At 73.3% G+C, this 24,054-nt stretch carries 16 protein-coding genes; 8 read left to right on the top strand and 8 right to left on the bottom strand.

Annotated features, from left to right (window positions below):
• The first annotated feature begins 808 nt into the window (after positions 1-808).
• Complete coding sequence (locus IO39_RS40405; protein ID WP_245642560.1) at positions 809-2,089, top strand: flavin-dependent oxidoreductase; 1,281 nt, start codon at positions 809-811, stop codon at positions 2,087-2,089.
• A 52-nt stretch (positions 2,090-2,141) separates the two neighbouring features.
• Here the strand turns inward: IO39_RS40405 and IO39_RS40400 are convergent, their stop codons facing one another.
• A complete protein-coding gene (locus IO39_RS40400; protein ID WP_043635795.1) occupies positions 2,142-2,978 on the bottom strand; it encodes an EamA family transporter in 837 nt (278 codons plus the stop codon).
• 116 nt (positions 2,979-3,094) lie between these two features.
• Between IO39_RS40400 and IO39_RS40395 the strand changes: the two genes are divergently transcribed.
• On the top strand, positions 3,095-3,670 hold the full coding sequence (locus tag IO39_RS40395; protein ID WP_043635792.1) for a helix-turn-helix domain-containing protein: 576 nt from the start codon (positions 3,095-3,097) through the stop codon (positions 3,668-3,670).
• A 15-nt stretch (positions 3,671-3,685) separates the two neighbouring features.
• Here the strand turns inward: IO39_RS40395 and IO39_RS40390 are convergent, their stop codons facing one another.
• The 5 genes from IO39_RS40390 to IO39_RS40370 all read right to left on the bottom strand — a co-directional run bounded on the left by IO39_RS40390 (position 3,686) and on the right by IO39_RS40370 (position 9,161).
• Entirely contained in the window at positions 3,686-4,681 is a 996-nt protein-coding gene (locus IO39_RS40390; protein ID WP_245642558.1) for a hydroxyacid dehydrogenase, read from the bottom strand.
• A gap of 118 nt (positions 4,682-4,799) precedes the next feature.
• Positions 4,800-5,654, bottom strand: a complete 855-nt coding sequence (locus tag IO39_RS40385) for a carbohydrate ABC transporter permease (protein WP_043635789.1) — start codon at positions 5,652-5,654, stop codon at positions 4,800-4,802.
• Entirely contained in the window at positions 5,651-6,565 is a 915-nt protein-coding gene (locus IO39_RS40380; RefSeq protein ID WP_043635786.1) for a carbohydrate ABC transporter permease, read from the bottom strand. The genes IO39_RS40385 and IO39_RS40380 overlap by 4 nt, the downstream gene beginning before the upstream one ends.
• 5 nt (positions 6,566-6,570) lie before the next feature.
• Entirely contained in the window at positions 6,571-7,899 is a 1,329-nt protein-coding gene (locus IO39_RS40375) for an ABC transporter substrate-binding protein (RefSeq protein WP_043635783.1), read from the bottom strand.
• A 182-nt stretch (positions 7,900-8,081) separates the two neighbouring features.
• On the bottom strand, positions 8,082-9,161 hold the full coding sequence (locus IO39_RS40370) for a LacI family DNA-binding transcriptional regulator (RefSeq protein ID WP_211267351.1): 1,080 nt from the start codon (positions 9,159-9,161) through the stop codon (positions 8,082-8,084).
• Between the two features lie 428 nt (positions 9,162-9,589).
• Here IO39_RS40370 and IO39_RS59275 point away from each other — a divergent pair, with 428 nt between their 5' ends.
• From IO39_RS59275 to IO39_RS40340, 6 genes are all read left to right on the top strand, one after another.
• Positions 9,590-14,191 (top strand): discoidin domain-containing protein, encoded by a 4,602-nt coding sequence (locus IO39_RS59275; protein ID WP_157549607.1) that lies wholly within the window; start codon positions 9,590-9,592, stop codon positions 14,189-14,191.
• A gap of 204 nt (positions 14,192-14,395) precedes the next feature.
• Positions 14,396-16,750, top strand: coding sequence for a serine/threonine-protein kinase (locus IO39_RS51450; protein ID WP_052424002.1), 2,355 nt, complete (start codon positions 14,396-14,398; stop codon positions 16,748-16,750).
• Positions 16,751-16,946: 196 nt separating this feature from the next.
• Positions 16,947-17,297, top strand: a complete 351-nt coding sequence (locus IO39_RS40355) for a hypothetical protein (protein WP_043635778.1) — start codon at positions 16,947-16,949, stop codon at positions 17,295-17,297.
• Between the two features lie 152 nt (positions 17,298-17,449).
• Positions 17,450-18,331: a KPN_02809 family neutral zinc metallopeptidase gene (gene ypfJ / locus IO39_RS40350; RefSeq protein WP_043635775.1), complete on the top strand. Its 882-nt coding sequence runs from the start codon at positions 17,450-17,452 to the stop codon at positions 18,329-18,331.
• Between the two features lie 233 nt (positions 18,332-18,564).
• Positions 18,565-19,914, top strand: a complete 1,350-nt coding sequence (locus tag IO39_RS40345) for a hemolysin family protein (protein ID WP_043635772.1) — start codon at positions 18,565-18,567, stop codon at positions 19,912-19,914.
• On the top strand, positions 19,911-21,038 hold the full coding sequence (locus IO39_RS40340) for a hemolysin family protein (RefSeq protein WP_043635769.1): 1,128 nt from the start codon (positions 19,911-19,913) through the stop codon (positions 21,036-21,038). Before IO39_RS40345 ends, IO39_RS40340 begins: the two co-directional genes overlap by 4 nt.
• A gap of 10 nt (positions 21,039-21,048) precedes the next feature.
• On the opposite strand, the gene IO39_RS40335 is transcribed toward IO39_RS40340, so the two are convergent.
• Both IO39_RS40335 and IO39_RS53535 read right to left on the bottom strand, forming a co-directional pair.
• Entirely contained in the window at positions 21,049-22,512 is a 1,464-nt protein-coding gene (locus IO39_RS40335) for a family 43 glycosylhydrolase (RefSeq protein ID WP_052424001.1), read from the bottom strand.
• Between the two features lie 87 nt (positions 22,513-22,599).
• Positions 22,600-24,054 (bottom strand): family 43 glycosylhydrolase (locus IO39_RS53535; protein WP_439331500.1); only part of this gene is annotated, 1,455 nt, incomplete at its 5' end.

Below are 24,054 nucleotides of genomic sequence, written 5' to 3'. Positions count from 1 at the left end.
GATCTCGTGATGCCCTAGGAGTGCCAAAATGCGAGTCATCATGACCTCTATTGGGGGCATTGCAAGGGTTCCTGCATATCTGGCCTGCATCTGACAATCCGCACGAACCAAAGCGAGAAGCACTTTGACCACCAATTTGGGCGCTCGCGTTGGATGGCAAGGCCTGCCGTTCATGAGCGTCGGGACATCGTAAGGTGCCGGTGTGCCCAGCCTGCGGACAGGTGGCATGGTGGATCTTCTACGGGTTGTTGCCGCAGCGGACGGTCTACCGCCACTGGTGTCCAGATGGCCGGCGCGCTGAGAACTCCAGAGGCTGCAGGCGAACGCGGCCTATGCATCGCCGTTTACGCAGGGGCACTCCGTTGGCTTCACTCGCTCGCTTCGCGTTGCCTCTAGAGTCCGCGTCCGGGTACTCGGCGAGCCACCTGGCTTCGGCGCCGAGGAAGGTGTCTCCCATCGCGTTCCGCAGCCCAGACAGGGCGATGGCCGCCCTTCGGCCTGGACACGTCCTGCGGGGAACAGGAGTGGCTGGTCAACGGGCGTCCTCAGCAGAATTGCCTCGTCTTTGATATCGCCCTCCGTGACACGGCGGGAGATGAATGGCGTCCACGCGCACAAGGGCAAATCCCTTTCTCCTTCGGTATGAGCGACTGGGGCCCCACCGGGCGGGATCTCCACCCTGGCCGCCTTGCCGTTCCCGGCGCTTGGCGGAGCGGGTTCGGGTGGTGGCCATCGGTTTGCCAGGAAATGATGGGATTAGGGCAAGCGGGATATTGAAGCTGGAGCTCCGGGTACGGGCGTCGGCGTGATGGTGATGATTATCGGTGCGGGGATCGGCGGGCTGACGGCCGCGCTCAGCCTGCACGCCGCGGGCATCGACTGCACGATCGTCGAGGCGGTGCCGGAGCTGAAGCCGCTCGGCGTGGGCATCAACCTGCAGCCGCACGCCGTACGCGAGCTGGAGGAGCTCGGCCTGGGCGAGGAGCTGCTGCGGACCGGGATACCGACGAGCGCCCTGAGCTACGCGACCCGGCGCGGCGACATCGTGCTGACCGTGCCGCGCGGGCAGGCGGCCGGATACCGCTGGCCGCAGCTGTCCATCCACCGCGGCAACCTGCAGATGCTGCTGCTGCGGGCGGTCACCGAGCGGCTCGGTGCGGACGTCGTCCGCACCGGCCTGTCGTTCGAGGGCTTCGGGCCCCGCGCGCTGGAGCCGGCGGCCCCGGGCCCGGTGACGGTACGGCTGCGCGAGAGCGCCACCGGCCGGCTGGTCGAGGACGGGGCCGACGTCGTGATCGGCGCGGACGGCGTGCACTCGGCGGTCCGGGCCCGGCTGCATCCGCGCGGCGACGAGCTGCGCTGGTCGGGGATCACCATGTGGCGGGGCATCACCGAGCGCGACCCGCTCTTCGACGGCGCGACCATGGTCGTCGCCGGCACCCAGTACGGCACGAAGATCGTGGCCTATCCGATCTGTCCCGAGGCCAGGGCGAACGGCCGGGCGATGGTGAACTGGGTGACCGAGGTGCGCACCGCCCCGGCCGGCGCGCCCGCCAGCGAGGCGGACTGGTGGCGGTCCGGGCGGCTGGAGGACGTGCGGCCGTACGTGTCCGGCTGGGTGCTGCCGTTCCTGGACGTGCCCGAGCTGATCGCCATGGCGGGCCGCATCCTGGAGTACCCGATGGTGGACAAGGCGCCCCTGCCGCGCTGGGGCGCCGGCCGGGTGAGCCTGCTCGGCGACGCCGCCCATCCGATGTACCCGGTGGGCTCCAACGGCGGCTCCCAGGCGATCCTGGACGCCCGCTACCTTGCCCTGGCCCTGGCCACCGAGCCGGACCCGGTCGCGGGGCTGGCCAGGTACGAGCACGAGCGCCGCCGCCAGACCGACGGCCTGGTCCGCTCGGGTCACCGCTTCGAGGTGGACGACCTCGTCCGGCTGGCCGAGCAGCGCGCCCCCGGCGGCTTCACCGACGTCTCCGAGGTGCTCACCGCGCAGGAGCTGTCGGAGATGACCGCGGCCCACCGGCGCGTGGCCGACATGGACGTACGGGCGCTGAACGAGCGCCCGTCGTGGAGTGTGCCCCGCTGACCGCCCCCCGCCGGCCTCGAACCGCCGGGCGGGCAGCGGCCGGGCCACTGGCTCAGGTCAGGGCGAGGAGGCTGACGGCGACGGCGGCGGCGCCGAGGCCGGCGAGCTGGGTGCGGCCGACGCGTTCGGCGAGCACGCCGCGGGCGAGCAGGACCGTGCCGGCCGGGTAGAGGGCGACGATCACCGCGACGACCGCGAGGTCCCCGCCGCGGGAGGCGAGCAGGAACAGCAGGTTCGCCACGGAGTCCAGCGCCCCCGCCGCCGCCGACATCGCGTACGCGGGCCGCTCGGGCCCCAGCCTGCGCCGCATCAGCCCCGCCGCGGTCAGGGTGAGGGCCGAGGAGACGGCGCGCCCCACGATCAGCGGGGCCACCCCGCTGTCGGACGGCGCCTGGTGCAGGAAGATCAGTTGCAGGGCGATGGCGGCGCCCGCGCCGAAGGCCAGCAGCAGCGCGGTGCGGGAGGGCCGGGCCGCGCCCGCGCCCGGCCCGGCGCTGACCAGCACCACCGCCAGCATCGCCAGCGGCAGGCCTGCCAGCCCGGCGGCGGACAGGTGCTCTCCCTGCAGCAGGCCCGCGCCGACGGGCAGCGCGGCGGACACCAGCGCGGTCACCGGCGACAGCACGTTCATCGGGCCGATCGCCAGGGTGCGGTAGAGCAGGGCGAACGCGGCGGCCGAGGCCACCCCCGAGGCCGCGCCCCAGCCGACGGCCCCGGCGCTGAACGAGGCGCCGAGCAGCGGCCACAGCACCAGCTCGACCGCGAGGCTGGCGGGCGCGGCGATCATCACGGTACGCAGCACGTGAGCCTTGCGGGCACCCAGCCCGCCCAGGAAGTCGGCGCACCCGTAGGCCAGCGAGCTGCCCAGGGCCAGCAGCAGAGCGATCACAGCACATCCTTCGTCGTCAGTACAACGACCAGAAAGTACAATAGATTGACCGGCTAGGGTTAATCCAACGACCGCACGGTGCACTGGAGTGGTCCACGGGTGAGGATGGTGATCGGATGGCCGAGACGGCCACGGCGCTTCAGGCGGTCGCGCGGAACGTGCGGGCGGCCCGCACCCGCGCCGGCCTGTCGCTCGACGAGCTCAGCCGGCGCGCCCAGGTCAGCAAGGGCGCGCTGGTGGCGCTGGAGAAGGCCCAGGGCAACCCCAACCTGGGCACGCTGGTGCGGCTGGCCGACACCCTCGGCATCTCGGTGTCCGCCCTGATGCAGGGCGCGCCCGAAGGCCGCGTCCGCGTCGTGAGCGCCGACGGCGTCACGCCGCTGTGGACCGGCGAGCGCGGCGGTCAGGCCCGGCTCATGCTGACGACCCCGGGCCCGGCCCCGGTCGAGGTGTGGCGCTGGCGGCTGGAGCCGGGCGAGGAATACCGCAGCGACCCCCACCAGGCCGGCGTGGTGGAGACCGTCAACGTCACCGCCGGCCGGATGGTCCTGGTCGTCGACGGCGCCGAGCACACGGTCGAGGCGGGGCAGACCGCCACGTACAACGGCGACGTCCCGCACGTCTACCGCGGCTCGGGCGGCGGGACCTGCGAGCTGATCATGACCGTCCAGCTCCCGCCCGGCCCCGCCTGACCGTCCGGCGTGCGCTCAGGCGGCGGTGTCGAGGTCCTGGTAGCGGACGCGGTGCAGCAGGGGCGCGCCGGTCACCAGGCGTTCCAGCTCGTCGGCGACCACGGCCCCCATCCGGGCCAGCTCGTTGCCCTGGGAGCCGGCGATGTGCGGGGTGAGGAAGACGTTGGGCAGCTCGAACAGCGCCGAGTGGGCGGGGAGCGGCTCGGGCGCGGTGACGTCCAGGACGGCCGAGATCCGGCCGGTCCGCAGCTCGGCGACGAGCGCCTCGGTGTCGACCAGCGAGCCCTGCGCGGTGTTGACGAGGACGGCGCCGTCGGGCAGCAGGGCGAGCCGCTCGCGGTCCAGCAGGTGGCGGGTCTCGGCGGTGGCGGGGGCGTGCAGGCTGACGATGTCGCTGCCGGCCAGCAGCTCCTCCAGGCCCACGCGGGGCACGGGCGGGTCGATGGCGTACGGGTCGTACAGGCGGACCTCGAAGTCGTGCCGGGACAGGTGGGAGATCACCTGCCGGCCGATGCGGGAGGCGCCGACGATGCCGACCCGGCGGCCGTAGTTGCCCGCGTCGGGCACCACCTCGGCCACCGTGAACGTGCGCTCGCCGCGGTAGCGCTCGCGCAGCCGGAACGCGCCCTTGCCGGCCAGCAGGATCGCGCCGAGCGTGTACTCCGCCACCGGGACCGCGTTGGCCTGGGCCGCCGACGTCACTACGATGTCCCGGTCCCAGACCGCCTTGGTGACGTGCGCCTTGACGCTGCCGGCGGCGTGCAGGACCGCCCTCAGACGGGGGGCGGCGCGCAGGAAGGCGTCGTCGAGCGGCGGGCAGCCCCAGCCGGTGATGAGCACCTCCAGCTCCGGCAGCAGCGCGGCGATCCGCGGGTCGTCCAGGCGCTCGGCGGCGAAGGCCGGGTCGAGGTCGGCGTGGCGCTCGATGCGGTCGCGGACGGCGGCCGGGAACAGCCTGGGCAGGTACACCTGGCGCATGGCGAGCAGCGCCTTCGGGCGGCGATGGGTCACAGAGAGGTCCCCCGGGTTCGACTGGTGCTGGTGAAGAGGTGCTGATGTGAAGAGGGCTGATGTGAAGAGGTGCTGATGTGGAGGGTGCGGATGTAGGTGGCGGTGCGGGTGGTGGCGGTTACCTGAGGCTGCCGAGTGTGATCCCCGAGCGCCAGTAACGCTGCAGCGAGATCATCAGGGCGACCATGGGGACGAGGGAGATGATCGAGCCGACGACGACCAGGCCGGTGAGGTCGGTGGAGTTGTCCACCTTGACCTTCAGCCACGAGTACAGGCCCAGCATGACCGGCCACTTGTGCTGGTCGCGGAGATAGACCAGCGGGCCGAAGAACGAGTTCCAGGACCCGACGAAGCCGAGCAGGAAGATCGTCGCCGCGCCGGTGGACATGAGCCGGGCGCCGACGGAGAAGAAGATGCGGTACTCCCCCGCCCCGTCGATGCGGGCCGCCTCCAGCAGCTCGGGCGGGATGGCGCCCTCGGCGTAGACCTTGGCGAGGTAGACGGAGAAGGCGCTGAAGAAGCTCGGCAGGATGATCGCCCACGGCGTGTCGACCAGGTTGAGGTCGGTGTAGAGCAGGAAGGACGGGATCGTCAGCAGCGCCCCCGGCACCAGGAACGAGCCGATGATGGCGCCCATCATGACCCCGCGCCCGCGGAAGCGGTACATCGCCAGGCCGTAGCCGCAGGCCACGCAGACCAGGGTCATGCCGGCGGTGCCGGCCACGCCGTACAGGAGCGTGTTGCCCATCCAGGTCAGGAAGATGCCGTCCTGGTAGGTGAACAGCCCGCGCAGGTTGTCCCACAGCCGGAACTCGGCGAACCAGAGCCCGTTGGTGGTGTAGAGGTCGGCCTGGCTCTTGGTGGCGGCTACGACCAGCCACCACACGGGCGCCACGGAGTAGACGGCGAAGGCGACCAGGCCCATGATGACGGCGATCCTGGTGCGGGGGCGGGCGGCGGTGGCGGTGCTCATGAGGTCGGCGCCTTGTTCGTCAGGCGGTAGAAGACGGCCGAGGCCGCGCCCACCACGAGGGCCAGGATGATGGACAGGGCGGCGGCGTAGTTGAAGTCGCCCTGCGCGAACGCCCAGTCGTAGATGGCCATGATCGGCGTGAAGTCGCGGGTGACGGTCTCGGGCGTCATCGAGCGGAAGAGCATGGGGTCGCTGAAGATCTGCAGCGTGCCGATGATGCTGAGCACGGTGGTCAGCACCAGCGAACGGCGGATCATGGGCACCTTGATGGACCAGGCGACGCGCAGCTCGGAGGCGCCGTCCACGCGGGCGCTCTCGAAGATCTCCCGCGGCACTGACTGCAGGTCGGCGTAGACGATGAGCATGTTGAAGCCGATGGCGCCCCAGGCCATGAGGTTGCCGATGGACACCCAGATCAGCTCGCCGCTGTAGAAGTCGGCGTCGATGCCGAGCAGCGCGAGGAACGGGGTGAGCGGGCCGACGTCGGGGCTGTAGAGGTAGATCCAGATCAGCGTGGCGACGATCCCGGGGATCATGTACGGGATGAGCAGCGGCAGCCGGAACCGGGCCGCCACCCGCCGCGAGGCGGCGTCCAGCAGCAGCGCCATGACGACGCTGACGACCTGGATGAGCGGGATGCTGATGGCCGCGAAGAGCCCGACCCGGCCCATGCCGGCCCAGAACTTGGCGTCGGCCAGGCCGCGCAGGAAGTTGTCCAGCCCGGCGAACTCGATCGTCTTGGGGCCGAAGCCGAGGCCGGAGCTGCGCTGGGTGAACAGGCTCTCCCGCAGCGCCAGCACCACCGGCACCACGCTGAACAGCACGAATCCGAGGAAGAACGGGACGGTGAAGGAGGCGCCCTGGAGCGCGGCGGTGCGCCGCCACGCCCGGGGGCCCGCGGTGATGGCCATGACGGTCAGCCCCGCACGTTGACGTTCTTCGACTTCAGGTCGTCGACGGTGAACTTCTGCAGGTGTTCGAGGGCCTGGCGGACGGTGATCTCCTTGGTGACGATCTTGGCCCACTGGTCCTGGAGCTCGGAGAAGACGCCCGTGTAGTTGGGGCCGACCACCCAGGGGTCGCGCCCGGCCTTGGTGGCCTTGAGGATCACGTCCTTCGCCTCGCCGCGGCGCTCGCCGAACAGCTTCTCCGGCACCGCCGAGTCGATCCACGGTGACGGGTCGGGCACGGCGCCGGGCCAGCTGTACTGCTTGGTGTCCTGCTGGTAGGAGGCGTCGATGGCGTCCTTGCTGGTCGTCATCCACACGCCGGCCGCGACGGCCTCCTCGATGTGCGGGCAGCCCTTGGGCACCAGCAGCGCGCCGCCGTGGGCGGGGGTCACGAACGCGGGCGCGTCGGCGAACTGGGGCAGGTCGATGGGCTGCCAGTCGCCCAGCGACTTCTTGAAGTTGAGCTCGTAGTTGCCGAGCTGCCAGGTCTGGGTCGGCAGGGAGACCATCTTGCCGGAGTCGAAGTAGCTGATCAGGGCGGGCCGGTCCTGGTAGGTCTGGTTGGCCACCAGGTCGCCGTCGACCAGCCGCTGGACGACGTCGGCGGCCTTGAGCGACGCCGGTGACAGGAAGTCGACCTTCCAGCTGTCGCCCTCGATGGCGTACCAGGAGCCGCCGGCCTGCTGGACCAGGTTGACCAGGGTGGAGGGGTCCTCGCCGGCCAGGTTCATCACGTAGACGCCGTGCTTCTTGAGCTTCTCGCCCGCGGCGATCACGTCGTCCCACGTCTTGGGCACGGCGACGCCGTGCTTGTCGTACACGGCCCGGTTGATCATCATGAACGACGGCGAGAAGCCGGCCGGGATGCCGAAGAAGCGGTCGCCGGCCTTGGCGCCGGCGTAGGAGGCCTCGTTGTAGAGGCCCTGGGTGGTGTACGGGCGGAAGGCGTCGGTGATGTCGGCCAGCAGGCCCTCGCCGACCAGGCCCGGCACCTCGCCGAAGCTCTTCACCAGGCAGGGCACGTCCTGCCCGGCGGCCACGACGTTGCGCAGGTTGGCCGCGGTGCCGGGGTTGTCGGCCTGCTTGACCACCTTGAGCTTGATCCGGTCGTGGGTGGCGTTGAACTTGGCCACGACCGGGTCGAGGAACTTGCTCTCGTCCCACGACCACCAGGTGACGGTGACCGGCCCGGAGGCGGTGGCGGCCGGGCCGGCGGGTTCCTGGGCCCCGCAGCCGGTCAGCGCGGTGACCAGCGTCAGGCTCGCGGCGAGGGCGCTCACGTGTGTGCGGTTCAAGGCACCGCTCCTTCGCAGATGTAGGGGGGCGGCGATAGAAAGCGTTCGCTATGCAGACGGTAGAACCCGCTCACCGTCCGGGCAAGGTTTCCGCAGCATGAAATTGAGATTTCGGGTGAATTGCCTGGTGAGAGCGGCAGCGTGAACCGGCCCGCGAGAGCGGGCGGTGGAGAAAACGCTGTCTACGCGGAGGCGGGACGGCCGGCGGACTGACGGATGATCACGTGGGTGCCGAGCATCTGGTGCGGCTCCGGCCTGCCCGCGGGCCGCTCCAGCGCGGCCCTGACCGCCGCGCGGCCGAGCTCCTCGTAGGGCACGCGGACGGTGGTCAGGGCCGGGCGCAGGTCCGTGGCCAGGGGGATGTCGTCGTAGCCGACGACGGAGACGTCCTCGGGGACGCCGAGGCCCGCGTCGAAGACGGCGGCCATCGCCCCGGCGGCCACCACGTCGGTCTCGGCGAAGACCGCGGTGAAGTCGCGCCCGCCCCGCAGCCGGGCGCTGACGCGCTCGTAGCCCGCCGCGCGGGTGAACTGCGCGCCCAGCTCGAACAGGCCCTCGTCCACCGGCAGGCCGAAGTCCGCCATGGCGCGGCGGAACCCGGCCACCCGGCCGGCCGTGGTGGTGAAGGTGAGGTCGCCGCCGACGTAGAGGATCCTGCGGTGGCCGCGGCCGACGAGGAAGCCGGTCAGCGCGTACGCGCCGCCCTCGTTGTCGTACTCGACGGCGGTCGCCGGGATGCCGTCGCCCAGGGGCGGCCGGCCGCACAGCACCAGCCGCGAGCCGGCGGCGTCGAGCGAGCGGGCGATGTCGGCCATCCGGGCCCGGTAGGCGGCGCTGTCGGTGGCCCCGCCGATCAGGAACACCGCGGCGGCCCGCTGCTCGCGCATCAGGCGGATCGCGGCCAGCTCGCGGGCGGGGTCGCCGTCGGTGGTCGCCACCAGGCAGATGTGCCCCAGCCGCGCGGCCTCCTGCTCGACGCCGTGCACCGCCTCGGCGAAGGCGGGACCGCGCACGTCGTTGACGATGAAGCCGACCGTGCGGGTGGCGCCGCCGCCCAGCGCGCGGGCGTGGGTGTTGGCGACGTAGTTGAGCTCCTCGATCGCCCGCTGCACGCGCGTGCGGGTGGCCTGGGCCACCGGATAGTTGCCCGCCACCACCCGCGAGACGGTGGACAGCGAGACGCCGGCGCGCTCGGCCACGTCCTTGATCGTGCTCTGGCGGCGGTCGGGGTCGTCCGGCACGTCGCTCCTTCGTTTGGCCACCCCGCCAGTGTAGAGAACGTTGTCCGCCCGCGCCTCGGTGATCGGCGCGGCCCCGCGGAGGGCTGTGCGCGGGCGGGGAGTGGTAACGGTCCCACTGGCGCCGCACCCGGCGCATGGCGGGACGGGGTCGTGCCGCCCCAGCTCCCGGCCGGGAAGGCCGCCCAGTTCAGGGGGCAGGTGGCGGGGGGTGGCGCGAGGTGCGGGGAGCGGCCCGCTTTGTAACGCTGTCATAACAGCGGCTTGTACGGACGCGATGCTCGATCTAGGTTCCGGACAACGCTTTCTATCGATGTTCCGGACGCCGTGGCCACGAACGCCGGGCGTCCGGCGCCGTCGGGCGGGTCCCGGCCGGGCGGGCCCGCGAGGGGCCCGCGGCCGCACCGGCGGCGGGTCGCCCGCCACGCCCGGACCTCCACGAGGAGATGCCTGTGAGACCGCGTCACGTCCTGCCGGCCGTCGGCCTGCTGCTCCCCCTCCTGATCCCCTCCTTACCCGCCGCCGGGGAGTCCCGAGCCTGGGAATCCCGAGCCTGGGACGCCCCCGCCTGGGACGCCCCCGCCTGGGACGCCGCCGCCTGGGACGCCGCCGGGGACGCCGCCGCGTCCTCCGCCGTGTCCTCCGCCGATGTGTCCTCCTCTCCTGTGTCCGCCGCCGCCCGCCTGGACTCCGTCGTCTTCGGCGACCCCGCCTCCGAGGCGGCCCACGCGCTGAGCGCCGCGGCCACCGCCGTGGTGGACGGGGCGCTGGGCGAGAAGGCCCGGGTCGCCACCCCCACGGACCCGCCCGGCGTCAAGGGCGGTGAGCTGCGCTTCCGGATGAGGGTCGATCCCGTCGCCCAGAACTACTTCACGCTGAAGCTGTGGGGCGGCGACACGACCGCGTACAAGACGATCGCCTACGTCAACGGCGAGCAGATCGGCTATCGCAGCGGCGGCGACCACGAGCCCATCGCCTACGCCGCCACCCGGCCCGTGCCCGGCCGCTTCCACTACAACACGATCCTGCTGCCGCTCACCCACACCCAGGGGCGGCGCGTGGTGGAGATGACGATCCGCACGTACGACGGCGGCTTCAGCCGGCCCCTGACCGGCCCGTCGCGCGGCTACTACCGGGCCTACACCCACACCGGCGCCGAGCTGGACGTCTCCGGGGAGCGGCAGGGCACGCCGCCCGCGCCCACCCCGCCCGCCCCCGACATCCCGGAGGCGGCGCAGCAGGCGCTGGTCGACGGTTACCGTAAGAGCCAGATCGAGCTGTTCGACCAGCTCAGCACGTACGTGGACGCCGCGCCCGACCGCAAGCTGTCCATCGTCCGCTACCAGGACGACCTGCGCTTCTACGCCTCGGCGCTGCACGAGCCCTGGTGCCCGGCGGGCACCCCCGAGCTGCGCGCGGCGGCCGTCGCCCGGGTGCTCAAGGTGATCGACAACCACGTCAAGGACTACTACCGCGACACCCGGCTGCTGCTGCGCGGCGGTCACCAGGGCGACTGGGGCGGCTACTACGGCGCGCTCGGCGAGGCGCTCTACATCGTCGAGGACCTGCTGGGCGACGGCTTCCAGGACTTCCTCGACCGGCCGTTCCCCATCGGCACGCAGGACGGGCCGTCCTCGCTGAAGGACGTCGACTGGGACGGCGGCGAGCTGTCCAGGCGGGAGGCGTACGAGCGGGTGCTGAAGGCGAACTTCGACTTCGCCAGGTCGCGGCTGTCGTACATCCACAACCAGGTCATGTACACCTACGAGGGCGCGTGGGAGGCGCACGAGGGCCTGCGGGTCATCGGCTCGCGCTTCTACGAGGGCAAGGCGCGCGGTCACCGCATCGCGCTGGAGGCGCTGGGCGCGGCGCCATTCCTCGGCGAGGAGGTGCTGGTCGGGCCGGACGGCCGGGAGCTCGACCTCTACCACTCGCTCTTCTACCACGACACCACGGCCCGCTTCACCGAGGACACCGCGCAGATCGTCGGCAAGGGCCTGGCCAGGAGCAAGCTCGACGCCGAGGGCGAGGTGGTGCGCCGCCGGCCGTACGGCGAGCACTACACGGGCATCAGCAAAGCCGGTCTGACCAGGGAGAACACGTTCGTCGCCAACTACGGCGAAGCCGCCAACCACCTGCCGGAGTGGTTCTTCAGGACGCTCGGGCACAAGGGCGACGAGCGGCTCAACGACGAGATCCTCAAACTGGCGCTGCGGAACCTGCACGCCCGCGGCCACACCCGCCACTCCGGCGTGGACGACGACGGCCGGCGGGTGATGCGCGCCGAGATGGTCGTCGACGAGCGCAACGCCGCCCATCCCGGCTGGCCCGCCTACGCCCTGCGGGTCTCTGAGGGCCGGGTCATGACGTACGTGGCGCTGGCCCGGCATCTGGCCGAGCACCCCGGGCGCTACGCCGGCGAGCGGTGGGAGCCGTACCGGCACTACGCCCGCGAGGCGGTGGGCTTCGCCCAGCAGCAGCTGGCCGACAACCAGTACTTCAACGGGTTCGACGCGGTCCGCGCCAAGCTCAAGTACGACCTCTGGCTGCCGGAGACCTACGCCTGGCTGCGCGCGCGGCCGCCCACCGGCCTGCTGCTGCCGCAGACCGACCTCGACCGGTACACCGCCGGGGAGCTGGCGGCCCTGAACGTCGATCCCGCCGCGTACGAGCGGTTCGCCTTCGCCGACGTGGACACCATGTTCGTCTCGCTGCGCGACGGCGGCACGCGCGTCTTCGGCTCCCTGTACGAGCGGCAGCGCGGCTTCGCCGGCAACGGCCGGCTGCACGTCCTGCGCCCCGGCCACGAGGCCGTCGTGCAGGTCAGGACCGACGGGCTGCTCTCCTACCGGGACTACTACCTGCGGATGGACAACATCGACGCCGACTTCATGGAGGACCGGGCGACCGCCGACGGCACGCTGCCGCAGGCGCTGGCCGGCGAGGTCGCCCCCGTCGCGCACCAGCCCGGCGTCGGCACCGTGCGCAGGGAGAACTTCGCGTTCGACACCCCCTACTCCGGCTACGCCGACTTCCTGACCGCCCGCTACGGCCGCTACCTGTTCGTCTTCAACACCACCCGCCCCGAGTACGGCAACGCCACGACCCACCGGCTCGACGTGCCGTCCGGCGCCGTGGACCTGGTGACGGGCCGGCGGGTCGGCAAGGGCCTGACGCGGGTGCCGCCGGAGACGGCCATGGTGCTGCGGCTGGACTCCGCCGCCGAAGGGCCGGCCGCGCCGTACCGGGTGGACTTCGTGCAGGCGCTGCGCGACCGGCACGGGGTGGTGGTCGCGTGGAAGCCGGCCGCCGGGGCGGAGGCGTACCGGGTCGAGCGGGACGGCGAGGTGATCGCGGCCCGCGTGCGCGGCGCCTCCTTCACCGACCGCTCCGGCCGGGCGGGCGCGTACACGGTGACCGCGGTCAACCGGCACGGCTCCGGGCGGGAGTCGCAGGCCGTGACCGCGACCGCGCTCGACCGGGTCGGGGACGTCGAAGGCACGGTCAAGGTGCGCGGTGACCGGTTCGAGCTGTCCGGCGGCGACGGCACCGGGTTCGGCGAGGGCGACGACTACTACCTGGACAAGCGCGACATCCAGGACCGGCTGCTCTTCGCCAACCGGGTGCTGACCGGCAGCGGCGCGATCAGCGCCAGGGTGGCGGGGGCCGGCGGGCTGATGCTGCGGGCCGACGACCGCTACGTCTACTTCGGCGCGGACGACTCCGGCAGGCTGGTGCTGCGCAACCGGACGCGGGACTCCCGGCACGACTGGCAGGACCAGCGGCGCAGCCCGCTCCTGGCCGAGATCCCCGCCCTCGACGCGGCCGCGCATCCCCATCTGAAGCTGGTGCGCGACGCCGGCTCCCAGATCGTCACCGCCTGGGCCGGCAAGGACGGGCGGGCGTGGACGTACGTGGGCGAGCTGTTCACCCCGTTCCCCGGGGCCGTGCGCGCGGGCGGCGCGGCGCCGGTCGCGGCGACGTTCGACGACGTCCGGATCGACGAGCACCCGCCGGGCACCCTGTACGCCCGGGTCGAGCGCGCCGGCGACCGGGTGACGCTGCACTGGAGCAAGCCCGACGACGCCACCCGCTTCACCGTGCGCCGCAAGGACGGCGCCGGCGGCGCCTGGCGCGAGGTGCTCTCCGGCGCGCTAGCCTTCAGCTTCACCGACGAGCCGCTCCGCCACGGCACCCGCTTCTACCAGGTGACCGCGACCGGCGCGGACGGCCACCGGCGGACGGGCTCGGGCCTGCTGATGGCGGCCGCGGAACCGCTCGCCGCGGTGATCGCCGAGGCCGAGCGGCTGCCGGCCGCCGGCTACACCCGGGGCAGCTACCACGTGCTGACCGAGGCGATCGCGCGGGCGCGGGCGGGCGGCGACGAGGCGGCCCTGATCGACCTCCTGTATGCCGCCGTCGAAGGGCTGGTGCCGGCCGGGTCGCTGCTGGCCGAGGTGCCGGTGGACCCGGCCATGGTGACGGCCTCGACGCCGCCGTGGGGAGGCGGCGGGACCGCGGCGGACAACGGGCTGCGCGCGTTCGACGGGGACCTGACGACCTTCACCGACACGACCACGGCCGCCGGCTGGATCGAGGTGCGCCTGGCGGAGCCGGTCGCCCTGGACGGGCTGCGCTACCACCCCAGGCCGTCCCACCCGGCCCGGCTGAACGGCGCGGTCTTCCAGGGCTCGGCCGACGGCGGGGCGACCTGGACGGACCTGCACACGGTGCGCGGCGTCTCCGAGTCCCGCTGGTACGAGGCCGCCCTGCCGGAGACGCCCGCCTTCGGGCGGCTGCGCGTCTCCTTCGCCGGGGGCAACGCCAACGTGGCCGAGGTCGCGTTCCTCGCCCTGCGGGACGACCGCACCCTGCTCGACCTGCTCCTCGACGAGGCGGCGGCGGTCGAGCGCGACCGGTTCACCGAGGCGAGCCTGGCGGCGCTCGACGCCGCCGTGGCCGCCGCCGGGGGTGATCTCGCCGGCCAGGCGGAGATCGACCGGGCGGCGGGCGCGCTACACGCCGCGATCAAGGGCCTCACCCCGAGACCCTGACGGCCCGGGGCCGCCGCCCGCTCCGGCGGCGGCCCGTAGGGTGGGGGCCCGTACGGCGGGGGCCCGCACGGCGGGGACCCGGTCTGTCTCGTGGCACTGCGGGTGTGCCGGGAGCGCCGAGGAGCGTCGATGGTGGCACGATCCACAAGGGGCCGGTGACGGGTTATCGTGTGGATCGCGTGGGAGGGCCGGGAAAGGAGCGGGATGCCGGAAATCCGCCCGCTCCGGCCGAGCGATCCCGAACGGGTCGGCCGCTGGCGGCTCCTGGGGGTGCTCGGCTCCGGCGGCCAGGGCACGGTCTACAAGGCGGTCGGCGACGACGGGCGCGAGGCCGCCGTCAAGCTGCTGCACAGCCACCTGAGCGGCGACGACGCCGTCAGCCGGGGATTCCTGCGGGAGGCCGAGGCGGCGCGGCGGGTGGCGGCGTTCTGCACGGCGGCGGTGCTCGACGCCGGAACGGTGGACGAGCGGCCTTACGTGGTGAGCGAGTACGTCCCGGGCGACACGCTGCAGCAGGTCGTCCGGTCGGCGGGACCGCGCACGGGCGGGACGCTGGACCGGCTGGCGATCTCGACGCTGACCGCGCTGGCCGCCATCCACCAGGCCGGCATCGTGCACCGGGACTTCAAGCCGGGCAACGTGCTGCTGGGACCGGACGGGCCGATCGTCATCGACTTCGGCGTGGCCAAGGCGCTGGACGCGACGACGATGACGTCCGGGGTGGTGGGGACGCCCACGTACATGTCGCCGGAGCAGTTCGCGGGGGCGCGGGTCGGGGCCGCGTCGGACGTGTTCAGCTGGGCGGGGACCATGGTGTTCGCGGCGACCGGGCGGCCGCCGTTCGCCGGGGAGACGGTTCCCGCCGTCCTGAACGCCGTGCTCACCGGCTCTCCCGACCTCGATGGGGTGCCGGAGCGGCTGGCGGAGGTGCTGCGGGAGTGCTTCGCGAAGGACCCGGCGTCCCGGCCGCTCCCCCTTGAGCTGCTGAGACGGCTCACCGGCCGCCAGGGGCCGGCCACCGGCGCACCGCCCCCGCTGCCCATGCCCCCGCCGCGGCAGACGCCCCTCCCGGGGGAACCCGTCCCGAGCGCGCGACCCGCCGCTCCACCCCGGGCCCCGGCCGCGTACCACCCTTCGGGCGTCCCTGGCGGGGGCGCGCCCTCCACCCCGGCACAGCGACCGGCGGCACACGGCGCGGGCGCCCCCGCCACCCCGGGACGGGAACCGGCGGCACGCGGCACCGGCGCGCCCGCCGCCGCACGACAGCAGCCGGCGGCGCCAGGGACGGTCCCGCCCTCAGCCGCGCCGGCAACGGGCGGCGGCCGGCGGGTCAGCCGGCGGGCGGTGCTCAGCAGCGCGGCGGCGGCGCTCGCGACGGCGGGGGTGTCGGCGTTCGTCATGCTCCGGCCGGACGGCGGCACCGGGCGGCAGGGCCGGGTGCAGGACCGCCCGGCCTCCCCCACCGCGGGCACGCCGGCCGCCGGGACCCCGGCCGCGACGGGGACGGCGGCCGCCGCGGGGACGGCCACCCCGTCCCCCTCCGGGACCGCCGCGGGCGAGCCGTTCGGCACGCGGATCGGCAAGCCGCTGCAGCCGCCCGCCGGCACGGGCGCCCCGGCGGCGCTGGCGGTGACCCCGTCCGGCGTGGCGTGCGGCACGGGCGACGGGACGGTCCTGGCCTGGGACCTCGCCACGCTCACCGCCACCGTGCTCGGCGACGGCGGCGCGGGCACGACGGCGCTGGCCCACGGGGAGCACAGGAAGAGCGGGGAGAACGGGGGGAACGGCGGCGCGCCGGTGATCGTGTCGGGCCACGCCGACGGCGGGATGCGGGTGTGGAGCACGTCGGGCGAGCGGCTGAGCGAGCACCGGGCCGGCGATCCGATCATCGCCGTGACCGTCGCGGGCGGCCGGGCGATCGCGGTGTCGCAGAAGTACGACAGCCTGCGGGACCTGCACGGCACCGTGCGGTTGTGGGACGCCGCCACCGGCGAGCAGCTCGGCCCGGCCGACACCGGGCACTTCCAGGGCGTGCGCGGCCTGGCCTTCGGCGTCCTGGACGGCGAGGACGTGCTGGTGACGGGCGACGGCGCGAACCGCGTGCGGGTGCGCCGGCTCGCCACGGGCCGGGTGACGCGCACGTTCAAGACGGGCGCGATCGGCGGGATCGAGCGGCTGGCCTGCGGCGAGCTGGACGGCGCGCCGATCCTGGTCTCCACGCATCTGGACGGCACCCTGCGCGTCTACGACCTGGCGACGGGCAAGCGCAGGAGGAAGTGGCCGTTCAGCGACCGCAGCCCGGACGACCGGGGCACGGCGGGGCTGGTGGCGGGCACGCTGGACGGCGTGCCGGTCGCGCTCGTGGCGCACACCCCGCACGGCCGGGACGCGTTCGTGGGGATCAGGAGCCTGGCGGACGGGGCCATCGTCGGCGAGTTCGGCTTCGGCGAGGGCGGCGGCATCCGCCTGCTGGCCCTGGCCGGGCGGTCCGGACGGCCGGTCGTGGTGACGGCGGGCAAGGACCGGCTGCTGCGACTCTGGAGCCTCGGCCCCTCCTGACCCGGGCGATCCTCGACGGCCCGCTCCCACCGGCACCGGCTGACCGCCGCCTCTCCCCTGCCCCAGGCGAGCCTCGGCCGCTGCCGGTGGCGCTCGACGAGAGCCCGCGCCACCCGTCCGGCCCGCCCGCCGGGTGTGCGCATCCTGGCACGCTTGCGCAAGGGCCTGGCGCCCGCACGTAACGACGGCGGCCGGCGTGGGCGCGGCACTCCTGATGATCACCTCGGCGAGCCCCGCCCAGGCCCACTACTCCACCTACAACGTGCGCGCCTGCGGGCCCATCTCCATCCAGGAATGCGGCTACGGCTGGGTGTCATCGGACCACCGCCAGGCCGGCGCGTGCGACTCCCGCGACGACGGCCGCGGCTTCTACCTGGTCTTCGAGAAGCACGACGGCCGGCGGGGCGTCGTACGCGACACCAACGACCACGCCACGGGCTGCGGCCTGGGCCCGCCCGGGCTGGCGACCCCCGCGATCGCCCGCTACTACGTGTGCTCCGACCGGGGCAGCAACGCCCACATCTGCCGCCCCTGGAAGACCAGCTGACCGGCCGGGGCGCGCGACGGATCGAGCCCGTGACCGGCGGGGCACGGGCCACGGCCCAGGGGACGGTCCCCTTACGTCGGGCATGAAAGCGGCCTCCCGGAGAAGAGGAAAGACGACGTAAGCAGACAGTCTCCCGGGAGGAAACGGCGCACGTGGATTTCCGCGACGATGTAGATCTCGACACATCCCAGGTAGAGGATCGGGGCGGCGGCGGGTTGTCCAGGGGCGGAATCGCGATCGGCGGTGGCGCCATCGGCATCGTGGCCCTCGTCGTGGCGCTGGTCACCGGCGTCGACCCCAGCGCCCTCTTCGGCGGCGGCGAAGCGCCGGCGGTCGATCAGGGGCGCCCCGCCACCGATCTGAGCGAGCAGTGCACGAAGGGCAGCGACGCCGACCAGTCGGAGAAGTGCCGGGTGGTGGGCGTGGTCAACAGCGTCCAGCGATACTGGCGCGACGCCTTCACCGAGCGGGCCAAGGAGAGTTACGACGACGCGCGCACGGTGTTGTTCAGCGGCAGCACGCGCAGCGGATGCGGCCAGGCCGACTCGGCCGTGGGCCCGTTCTACTGCCCCGCCGATCGCCGCGTCTACCTCGACCTGGGGTTCTTCACCGACCTCCAGCAACGTTTCGGCGCCGAGGGCGGCCCGTTCGCCCAGGCGTACGTGATCGCCCACGAGTACGGGCACCACGTCCAGAACCTGACCGGCGCCATGCGGCGCGTCGGCGACGACCGGCAGGGGGCCGCGAGCGGCTCGGTGCGCCTGGAGTTGCAGGCCGACTGCTACGCGGGCGTGTGGGCGAAGAACGCCGTCGACACCGGCTTCTACGACAAGCCGTTCACCTCCGGCGACATCCGGCAGGCGCTGGACGCCGCGGCGGCGGTGGGCGACGACCGCATCCAGGAACGCACCCAGGGCAGGGTGGACCCGGAGGGCTGGACGCACGGCAGTGCCGAGCAGCGCGTCCAGTGGTTCACGGTGGGATACCAGACGGGCGATCCGGGACGGTGCGACACCTTCTCGGGTGACATCTGACCCCACCGGAGCCGGGACGAAGGCGGCGCCGGGCCGTGTCCCGGCCGTCCGCGACCGGAGGCGATCGGTTACCGTCCGTAGAGACGGGTGAGCGGACTGCCCGCCCGCACACCCGTGACGCCGGTCGTGGCCCGACCGGCACGAAGGACGAGGACGACAGGAGTGCCGGTGCCTGCGAACCCGAGCGAGCCCGCCCGCGTGATCGGCCGCCCGCCGCCGGGGAGGCGGGCCCGGTGAGCGTGGCCCTCGGACTGCCGGCCGTCTTCCTGCTCACCGTGGCCACCGGCTGGTTCGTCGCCCAGGAGTTCGCCTACGTCAGCGCCGACCGGCTCGCCCTGTCGCAGCAGGCCGCCGCCGGTGACCGCAAGGCCGCCCAGGCCGTCCAGGTGATGGAGCGGCTGTCGTTCATGCTGTCCGGGGCGCAGCTCGGCATCACCGTGACCGCTCTGGTGGTCGGGTTCATCGCCCGGCCGGCGCTGGCCGAGCTGATCGCGCCCGGGCTGACCGCGCTCGGCCTGCCCGCCGGCATGGTCGGCGCCGTGGCGCTGGCCATCGGGTTCGCCCTGGCCACGGTCATCCAGATGGTGCTCGGCGAGCTCGCCCCCAAGAACCTCGCGCTGGCCAGGCCCGAGCCGCTGGCCCGCGCGCTGGCCGGCGGCACGCTCGGCTACCTGACGATCGCCGGGCCGGTCATCAAGCTGTTCGACACCGCGGCCGGCAGGCTGCTGCGCGCCGCCGGCGTCGAGCCGGTCGAGGAGCTGCACCACGGCGCCACCCTGGAGGAGCTCGGCCACATCATCGGCGAGTCCGAGGCCCACGGTCACCTGCCGGGCAGCCAGGCCGACGTGCTGGAGCGGGCGCTGGCCTTCTCCGACCACACCGCCGGCGAGGTCATGGTGCCGCGCGCCGACGTCGTCGCGATCGCCGGCACCGCCACCGTGGCCGATCTCGACGAGCTGATCGCCGTCCACGGCCACACCCACTACCCGGTGCTCGGCGCCGCCTTCGACGACGTGACCGGCGTGGTCAGCCTGCTCGACGCCGCCGCCGTACCGGCCGGGCAGGCCGCCGCCACCCGTGTCGCCGGCATCGCGCGCGGCGTGCTCGTCGTGCCGTTCTCGCTCGCTCTGCCCGAGCTGGCGCGGCAGCTGCACGAGCGCGGCGAGGAGGTGGCGTGCGTGGTGGACGAGCACGGCGGCCTGGCCGGGCTCATCACCTGGGAGGACGTGGCCGAGGAGCTGGTGGGCGAGATCGCCGACGAGAACGACCGCGACGCCCCCTCCGCCGTACGCCTCGACGGCGGCGCCTGGGAGCTGGACGCCGGGCTGCGCATCGACGAGATCGCCCTGGCCACCGGCCTCGGCCTCCCGGACGAGGACGAGTACGACACCCTGGCCGGCCTCGTCCTGCACCGGCTCGGCCGCTTCGCCGTCCCCGGCGACACCGTCGAGGTCGAGCTGCCCGCCACCCTCGACCCCGGCGCCCCCACCCGCGCCCGCGTCGAGGTCCTCACCCTCGACCGGCACGTCCCCGAGCGCGCCCGCCTGACCCCCTACCGCCAGGACGGGCAGGAGCGGCCGTGAGCCTGACCACCGGCCTGGCCCTGACGCTGCTGCTGCTGGCCGGCAACGGCTTCTTCGTCGCCGCCGAGTTCGCGCTGGTCGCCGCCAAACGCCACCGCCTGGAGAAGGCGGCCGCCCAGGGCAGCCGGGCCGCCTCCGCCGCGCTGTCCGGCATCAAGGAGCTGTCGCTGATGCTGGCCGGCGCCCAGCTCGGCATCACGCTGTGCTCGCTCGGGCTGGGCGTGGTCTCCGAGCCGCTGATCGCCGGCACCCTCACCCCGCTCTTCCACGCCCTCGGCCTGCCGGAGCCGGCCGCGCACGGCGTGGCGTTCGTGATCGCGCTGGCGCTGGTGACGTTCCTGCACATGGTGCTCGGCGAGATGGCGCCCAAGTCGTGGGCCATCGCGCGCCCGGAGCGCTCGGCCACCGTCCTGGCGCTGCCGTTCCGCGGCTTCACGCTGCTGGTCCGGCCGGTCATCAGCGCGCTGAACGGCGTCACCAACGGCCTGCTGCGCCTGTTCGGGGTGCGGCCGCGCGGCGCGGACGGCAACCCCCGCACTCCCGCCCAGCTCGGGCACCTGGTGGAGGAGTCGCGCCGGCTCGGCCTCATCGAGGCCGACGACCACGCCGTGCTCAGCCGGGCCCTCCAGGCGCCGCACGCCCCCATCACGGGCCTGATCACCCCTCCCGGCCGGATCGTGACCGTGCCCGCCGATGCCGCCCCGCAGCAGATCATCGACGCCGCGGTACGCGCCGGCCGCTCCCGCCTGCTCGTCGGCCCCGCCAGCGACCCGGTGGGCGTCGTCCACCTGCGCGACGCCTACCTGGCCCGCCGCCGCGCCGCCGGGACCGCCATCGGGACCACCGGCGGGACCACCGGCGGGACCACTGCCGGGACCACTGCCGGGACCACCGGCGGGACCACTGCCGGGAGCACCGGCGGGACCACTGCCGGGAGCACCGCCGGGAGCCTCGCCTACCGTCTCCCCGACCTGCCGCCCGGCCTGCCCGTCTCCGAGGCGGTGGCCCGGCTCCGCGCCGCGCGCAGCCAGATCGCCCTGGTCCGCGACGGCGACGGGCGCGTGGCCGGGCTGGTCGCCCTCGACGACCTGCTGGCCACGCTGTTGATCCCGTCTGAGCGGTGACGTGCGACGGTCAGGAGATGGTCCACTGCTGGGCGTTGTTGCCGTTACAGGTCCACTGCCGCACCTCCGCGCCGGGGGCGGTGCCGAAGTTGTAGTTGTCCAGGCACAGGCCGCTGTGCCGGTTGGTCAGCGTGGAGTAGCCGCCTCCCACCGAGGTGATCCGCCACTGCTGGACGGCCAGGCCGTTGCAGGTCCACTGCCGCACCTCGGAGCCGGGGGCGGTGCCGAAGTTGTAGTTGTCCAGGCACAGGCCGCTGTGCCGGTTGGTGATCGTGGAGTAGCCGTCGGCGGCCGGGGTGATCTGCCAGTCCTGGGGGGCGAGCCCGTTGCAGGTCCACTGGCGCACCTCCGCGCCGGGGGTGGTCACCCAGTTGTAGTCGTCCAGGCACAGGCCGCTGTGCCGGTTGCTGATCCGCGCGTACGCGGGCATGACCTCGCCGGACGGACCCTGCAGCACGGTCGAGGTGGAGACGGGGACGCCGAGGTTGGGGGTGCCGTCGGCGTTCCAGGAGATCTTCTGCACCCGCGTCGTGCGGGTGGTGCCGCAGCCCTGGCTCGCCGAGGAGTTCGCGTGGTAGGCGATCCAGGTCTCGGTGCCGTCGGGCGAGGTGAAGAAGGAGTGGTGGCCGGGGCCGTACACGCCGTTGGCGTCGTTGCGCTGGAAGATCGGGTTGGGGAACTTGGTCCAGGAGGACGCGGCCAGGGGGTCGCCGCCGCGGTATTCGAGCATGCCGAGCTTGTAGTTGGGGCCGTTGCAGTGGCTGGCCGAGTACGTCAGGAACGTGCGCCCGCCGCGCTGCAACGCGAAGGAGCCCTCGTTGACCGCGCCGTCCTGGCGCTCCCAGGCCAGCGTGGGCGCCGAGATCCGGGTGCCGAACGCGCCGGCCGTCCACGGGTTGGTCATCGGCGCGATGAACAACGACTGCAGCCCGTCGGAGGCGAAGGCCGAGAACGTCATGTAGAGGTTGCCGTTGAGCCTGAGCAGGCTGGCGTCGATCGCCCATCCGTTGTTGGGCATCAGGTTGACGATCCCGCGGATGGTGTAGGGGCCCATCGGGTCGGAGCCGGCGCTCTGGGCGACGTGGGTGCGGCGGGGCCCGCCGGTCTGCTCCACGGAGTAGTACAGGTACCAGCGGTTGTCGACCATCTCCAGGTGCGGGGCCCACATGGTGGTGCCGCCGGTGCGCACCACGACCTGCTCGGGGGCGCTGCGCAGCCCGGCGATGGTGGCCGAGCGGCGCATGACGACGTCGGCGGTCCAGGTGGTGGCGACGTAGTAGTAGAAGCCGTTGTGGAAGACCAGCGTCGGGTCGGCGCTGTTCGGCGTCGGCACGACGGGGTTGGTGAACGACGGGCCGGGGGCCGCCGCCGCCCGGCCGGCCGTGACGACGACGGACATGGCGAGGGCGACGAGGGCGGCGACGGCGAGGATCAGGACCCGTCGTGCCGTGCCCGCGAGGGGGGCGGATGACATGTGTGTGCTCCTTGGGGGGTGAATCGGACCCCGGCGTTCCTGCCGGGAGGGCCGGTGGCGCCGGTCGAGGTGGTGCCGGGTCGGTCGTCAGTAGACGTAGGGCCAGCCGGCCGCGTCGTAGCCGAGCTTGTTGATGCCCAGGCGGGAGGAGTTGTCGCTCGCGTACCAGTGGTAGAAGAGGATGTCGCCGTCGGTGTCGGCGAGCACGGCCTGGTGTCCGGGGCCGTGGATGCCGCCGTGCCCGGCCAGGAGCTGGGTGCCGCCGCCGGAGGTCAGCGCGACGCCGTTGCGGTCGACGTACGGGCCGGTCACGGAGGTGGAGCGGCCGACCATGATGCGGTAGGTGCTGGCCGCGCCCCGGCAGCAGAGGTCGAAGGAGACCAGCTGGTAGTAGTAGGCGCCGCGCTTGTAGATGAACGGCGCCTCGATCGCGCCGCCGCCGCCGCGCCCGGCGATGCTGCGCATGGTGCCGTCCAGCCGCTTGCCGGTGGACGGGTCGAGCTGCACCATCTTGATGCCCGACCAGAACGAGCCGAAGTCGAGCCACCAGCGGCCCTGGTCGTCGATGACCAGGTTGGGGTCGATGGCGTTGAAGCTGTCGGAGGTGTTCGACTCGATGACCAGGCCATGGTTGGTCCAGGAGCCGGACGCGCCGGTGGTGCTGGTGGCCAGGAAGATCGCCGAGCGGTTGGAGCCGAAGGTGGAGGCCGAGTAGTACATGGAGTAGCGGCCGTTCACGTACGTGATGTCCGGCGCCCACAGCTGGTTGCCGCCGCCCGTGTACGGGTGGGCCCACGGCGCGCCGCCGGGGAAGGCCGCGCCCGCGTTGCGCCAGGCGGTGCGGTCGGCCGAGGTCTTCAGCGGGATGCCGTCACCGGTGTAGGCCAGCAGATACGTGCCGGACGGCGTCTTGGCCACCTCCGGGTCGTGCGCGTGCACGTCGCCCGTGACCAGGCCGGGGTTGGGGTACGACGCCGGCGGCGTGCCGCCGTCCGCGAGCTTGACGAGCTGCCACTGCTGGTTGGCGCCGCCGAGGTCGGTGTACTGCGACAGCCGCCCGCCGTCGGCGGTGGACCACTCCCACACCTCCAGCGCCTTGCCGCTGCCGCGGTTGATCAGCTTGACGAAGCCGTTGTCGGTGTCGACGACGCGGAACTGCTGGTTGGCGCCGTTGAGGTCGCTCCACTGCACGATGTTCGCGCCGTCGGCGGCCGAGTGCTGGTAGACGTCGAGGACCTTGCCGCTGTGGCGGGAGCGCAGGCGGTAGTGCCCGCCGCCGGAGTCGACGAACTGCCACTGCTGCCAGGCGCCGTCGTTGCGGGCCCACTGGACGATGGGGGCGCCGTCGCCGGTGGCCAGGTCGTAGACGTCCATAGCCTTGCCGCTGTGCCGGTTGACCAGCACGTACGAGGCGTTGGTGTCGATGGTGGCGGCGGCCGCGGGGCCGGCGGCCACGAGCGGGGGGCACATCGCCAGCAGCGCCGCGACGGCCGCCAGGACGGCGATCCCGAGGCGGCGGCGCCGGGGGGTGGGGTGGGGGGC

Source organism: Nonomuraea candida, assembly GCF_000725485.1.
GTDB classification, from domain to species: Bacteria; Actinomycetota; Actinomycetes; order Streptosporangiales; family Streptosporangiaceae; genus Nonomuraea; species Nonomuraea candida.
This window is presented reverse-complemented; position numbering and strand designations above follow the sequence as displayed.

Excerpts from the sequence above, each read along its gene's own strand:
- IO39_RS40405 (WP_245642560.1), top strand. The coding sequence starts at position 809 with ATGGTGATGATTATCGGTGCGGGGATCGGCGGGCTGACGGCCGCGCTC.
- IO39_RS40395 (WP_043635792.1), top strand. The coding sequence starts at position 3,095 with ATGGCCGAGACGGCCACGGCGCTTCAGGCGGTCGCGCGGAACGTGCGG.
- IO39_RS40385 (WP_043635789.1), bottom strand. The coding sequence starts at position 5,654 with ATGAGCACCGCCACCGCCGCCCGCCCCCGCACCAGGATCGCCGTCATC.
- IO39_RS40380 (WP_043635786.1), bottom strand. The coding sequence starts at position 6,565 with ATGGCCATCACCGCGGGCCCCCGGGCGTGGCGGCGCACCGCCGCGCTC.
- IO39_RS51450 (WP_052424002.1), top strand. The coding sequence starts at position 14,396 with ATGCCGGAAATCCGCCCGCTCCGGCCGAGCGATCCCGAACGGGTCGGC.
- IO39_RS40335 (WP_052424001.1), bottom strand. The coding sequence starts at position 22,512 with ATGTCATCCGCCCCCCTCGCGGGCACGGCACGACGGGTCCTGATCCTC.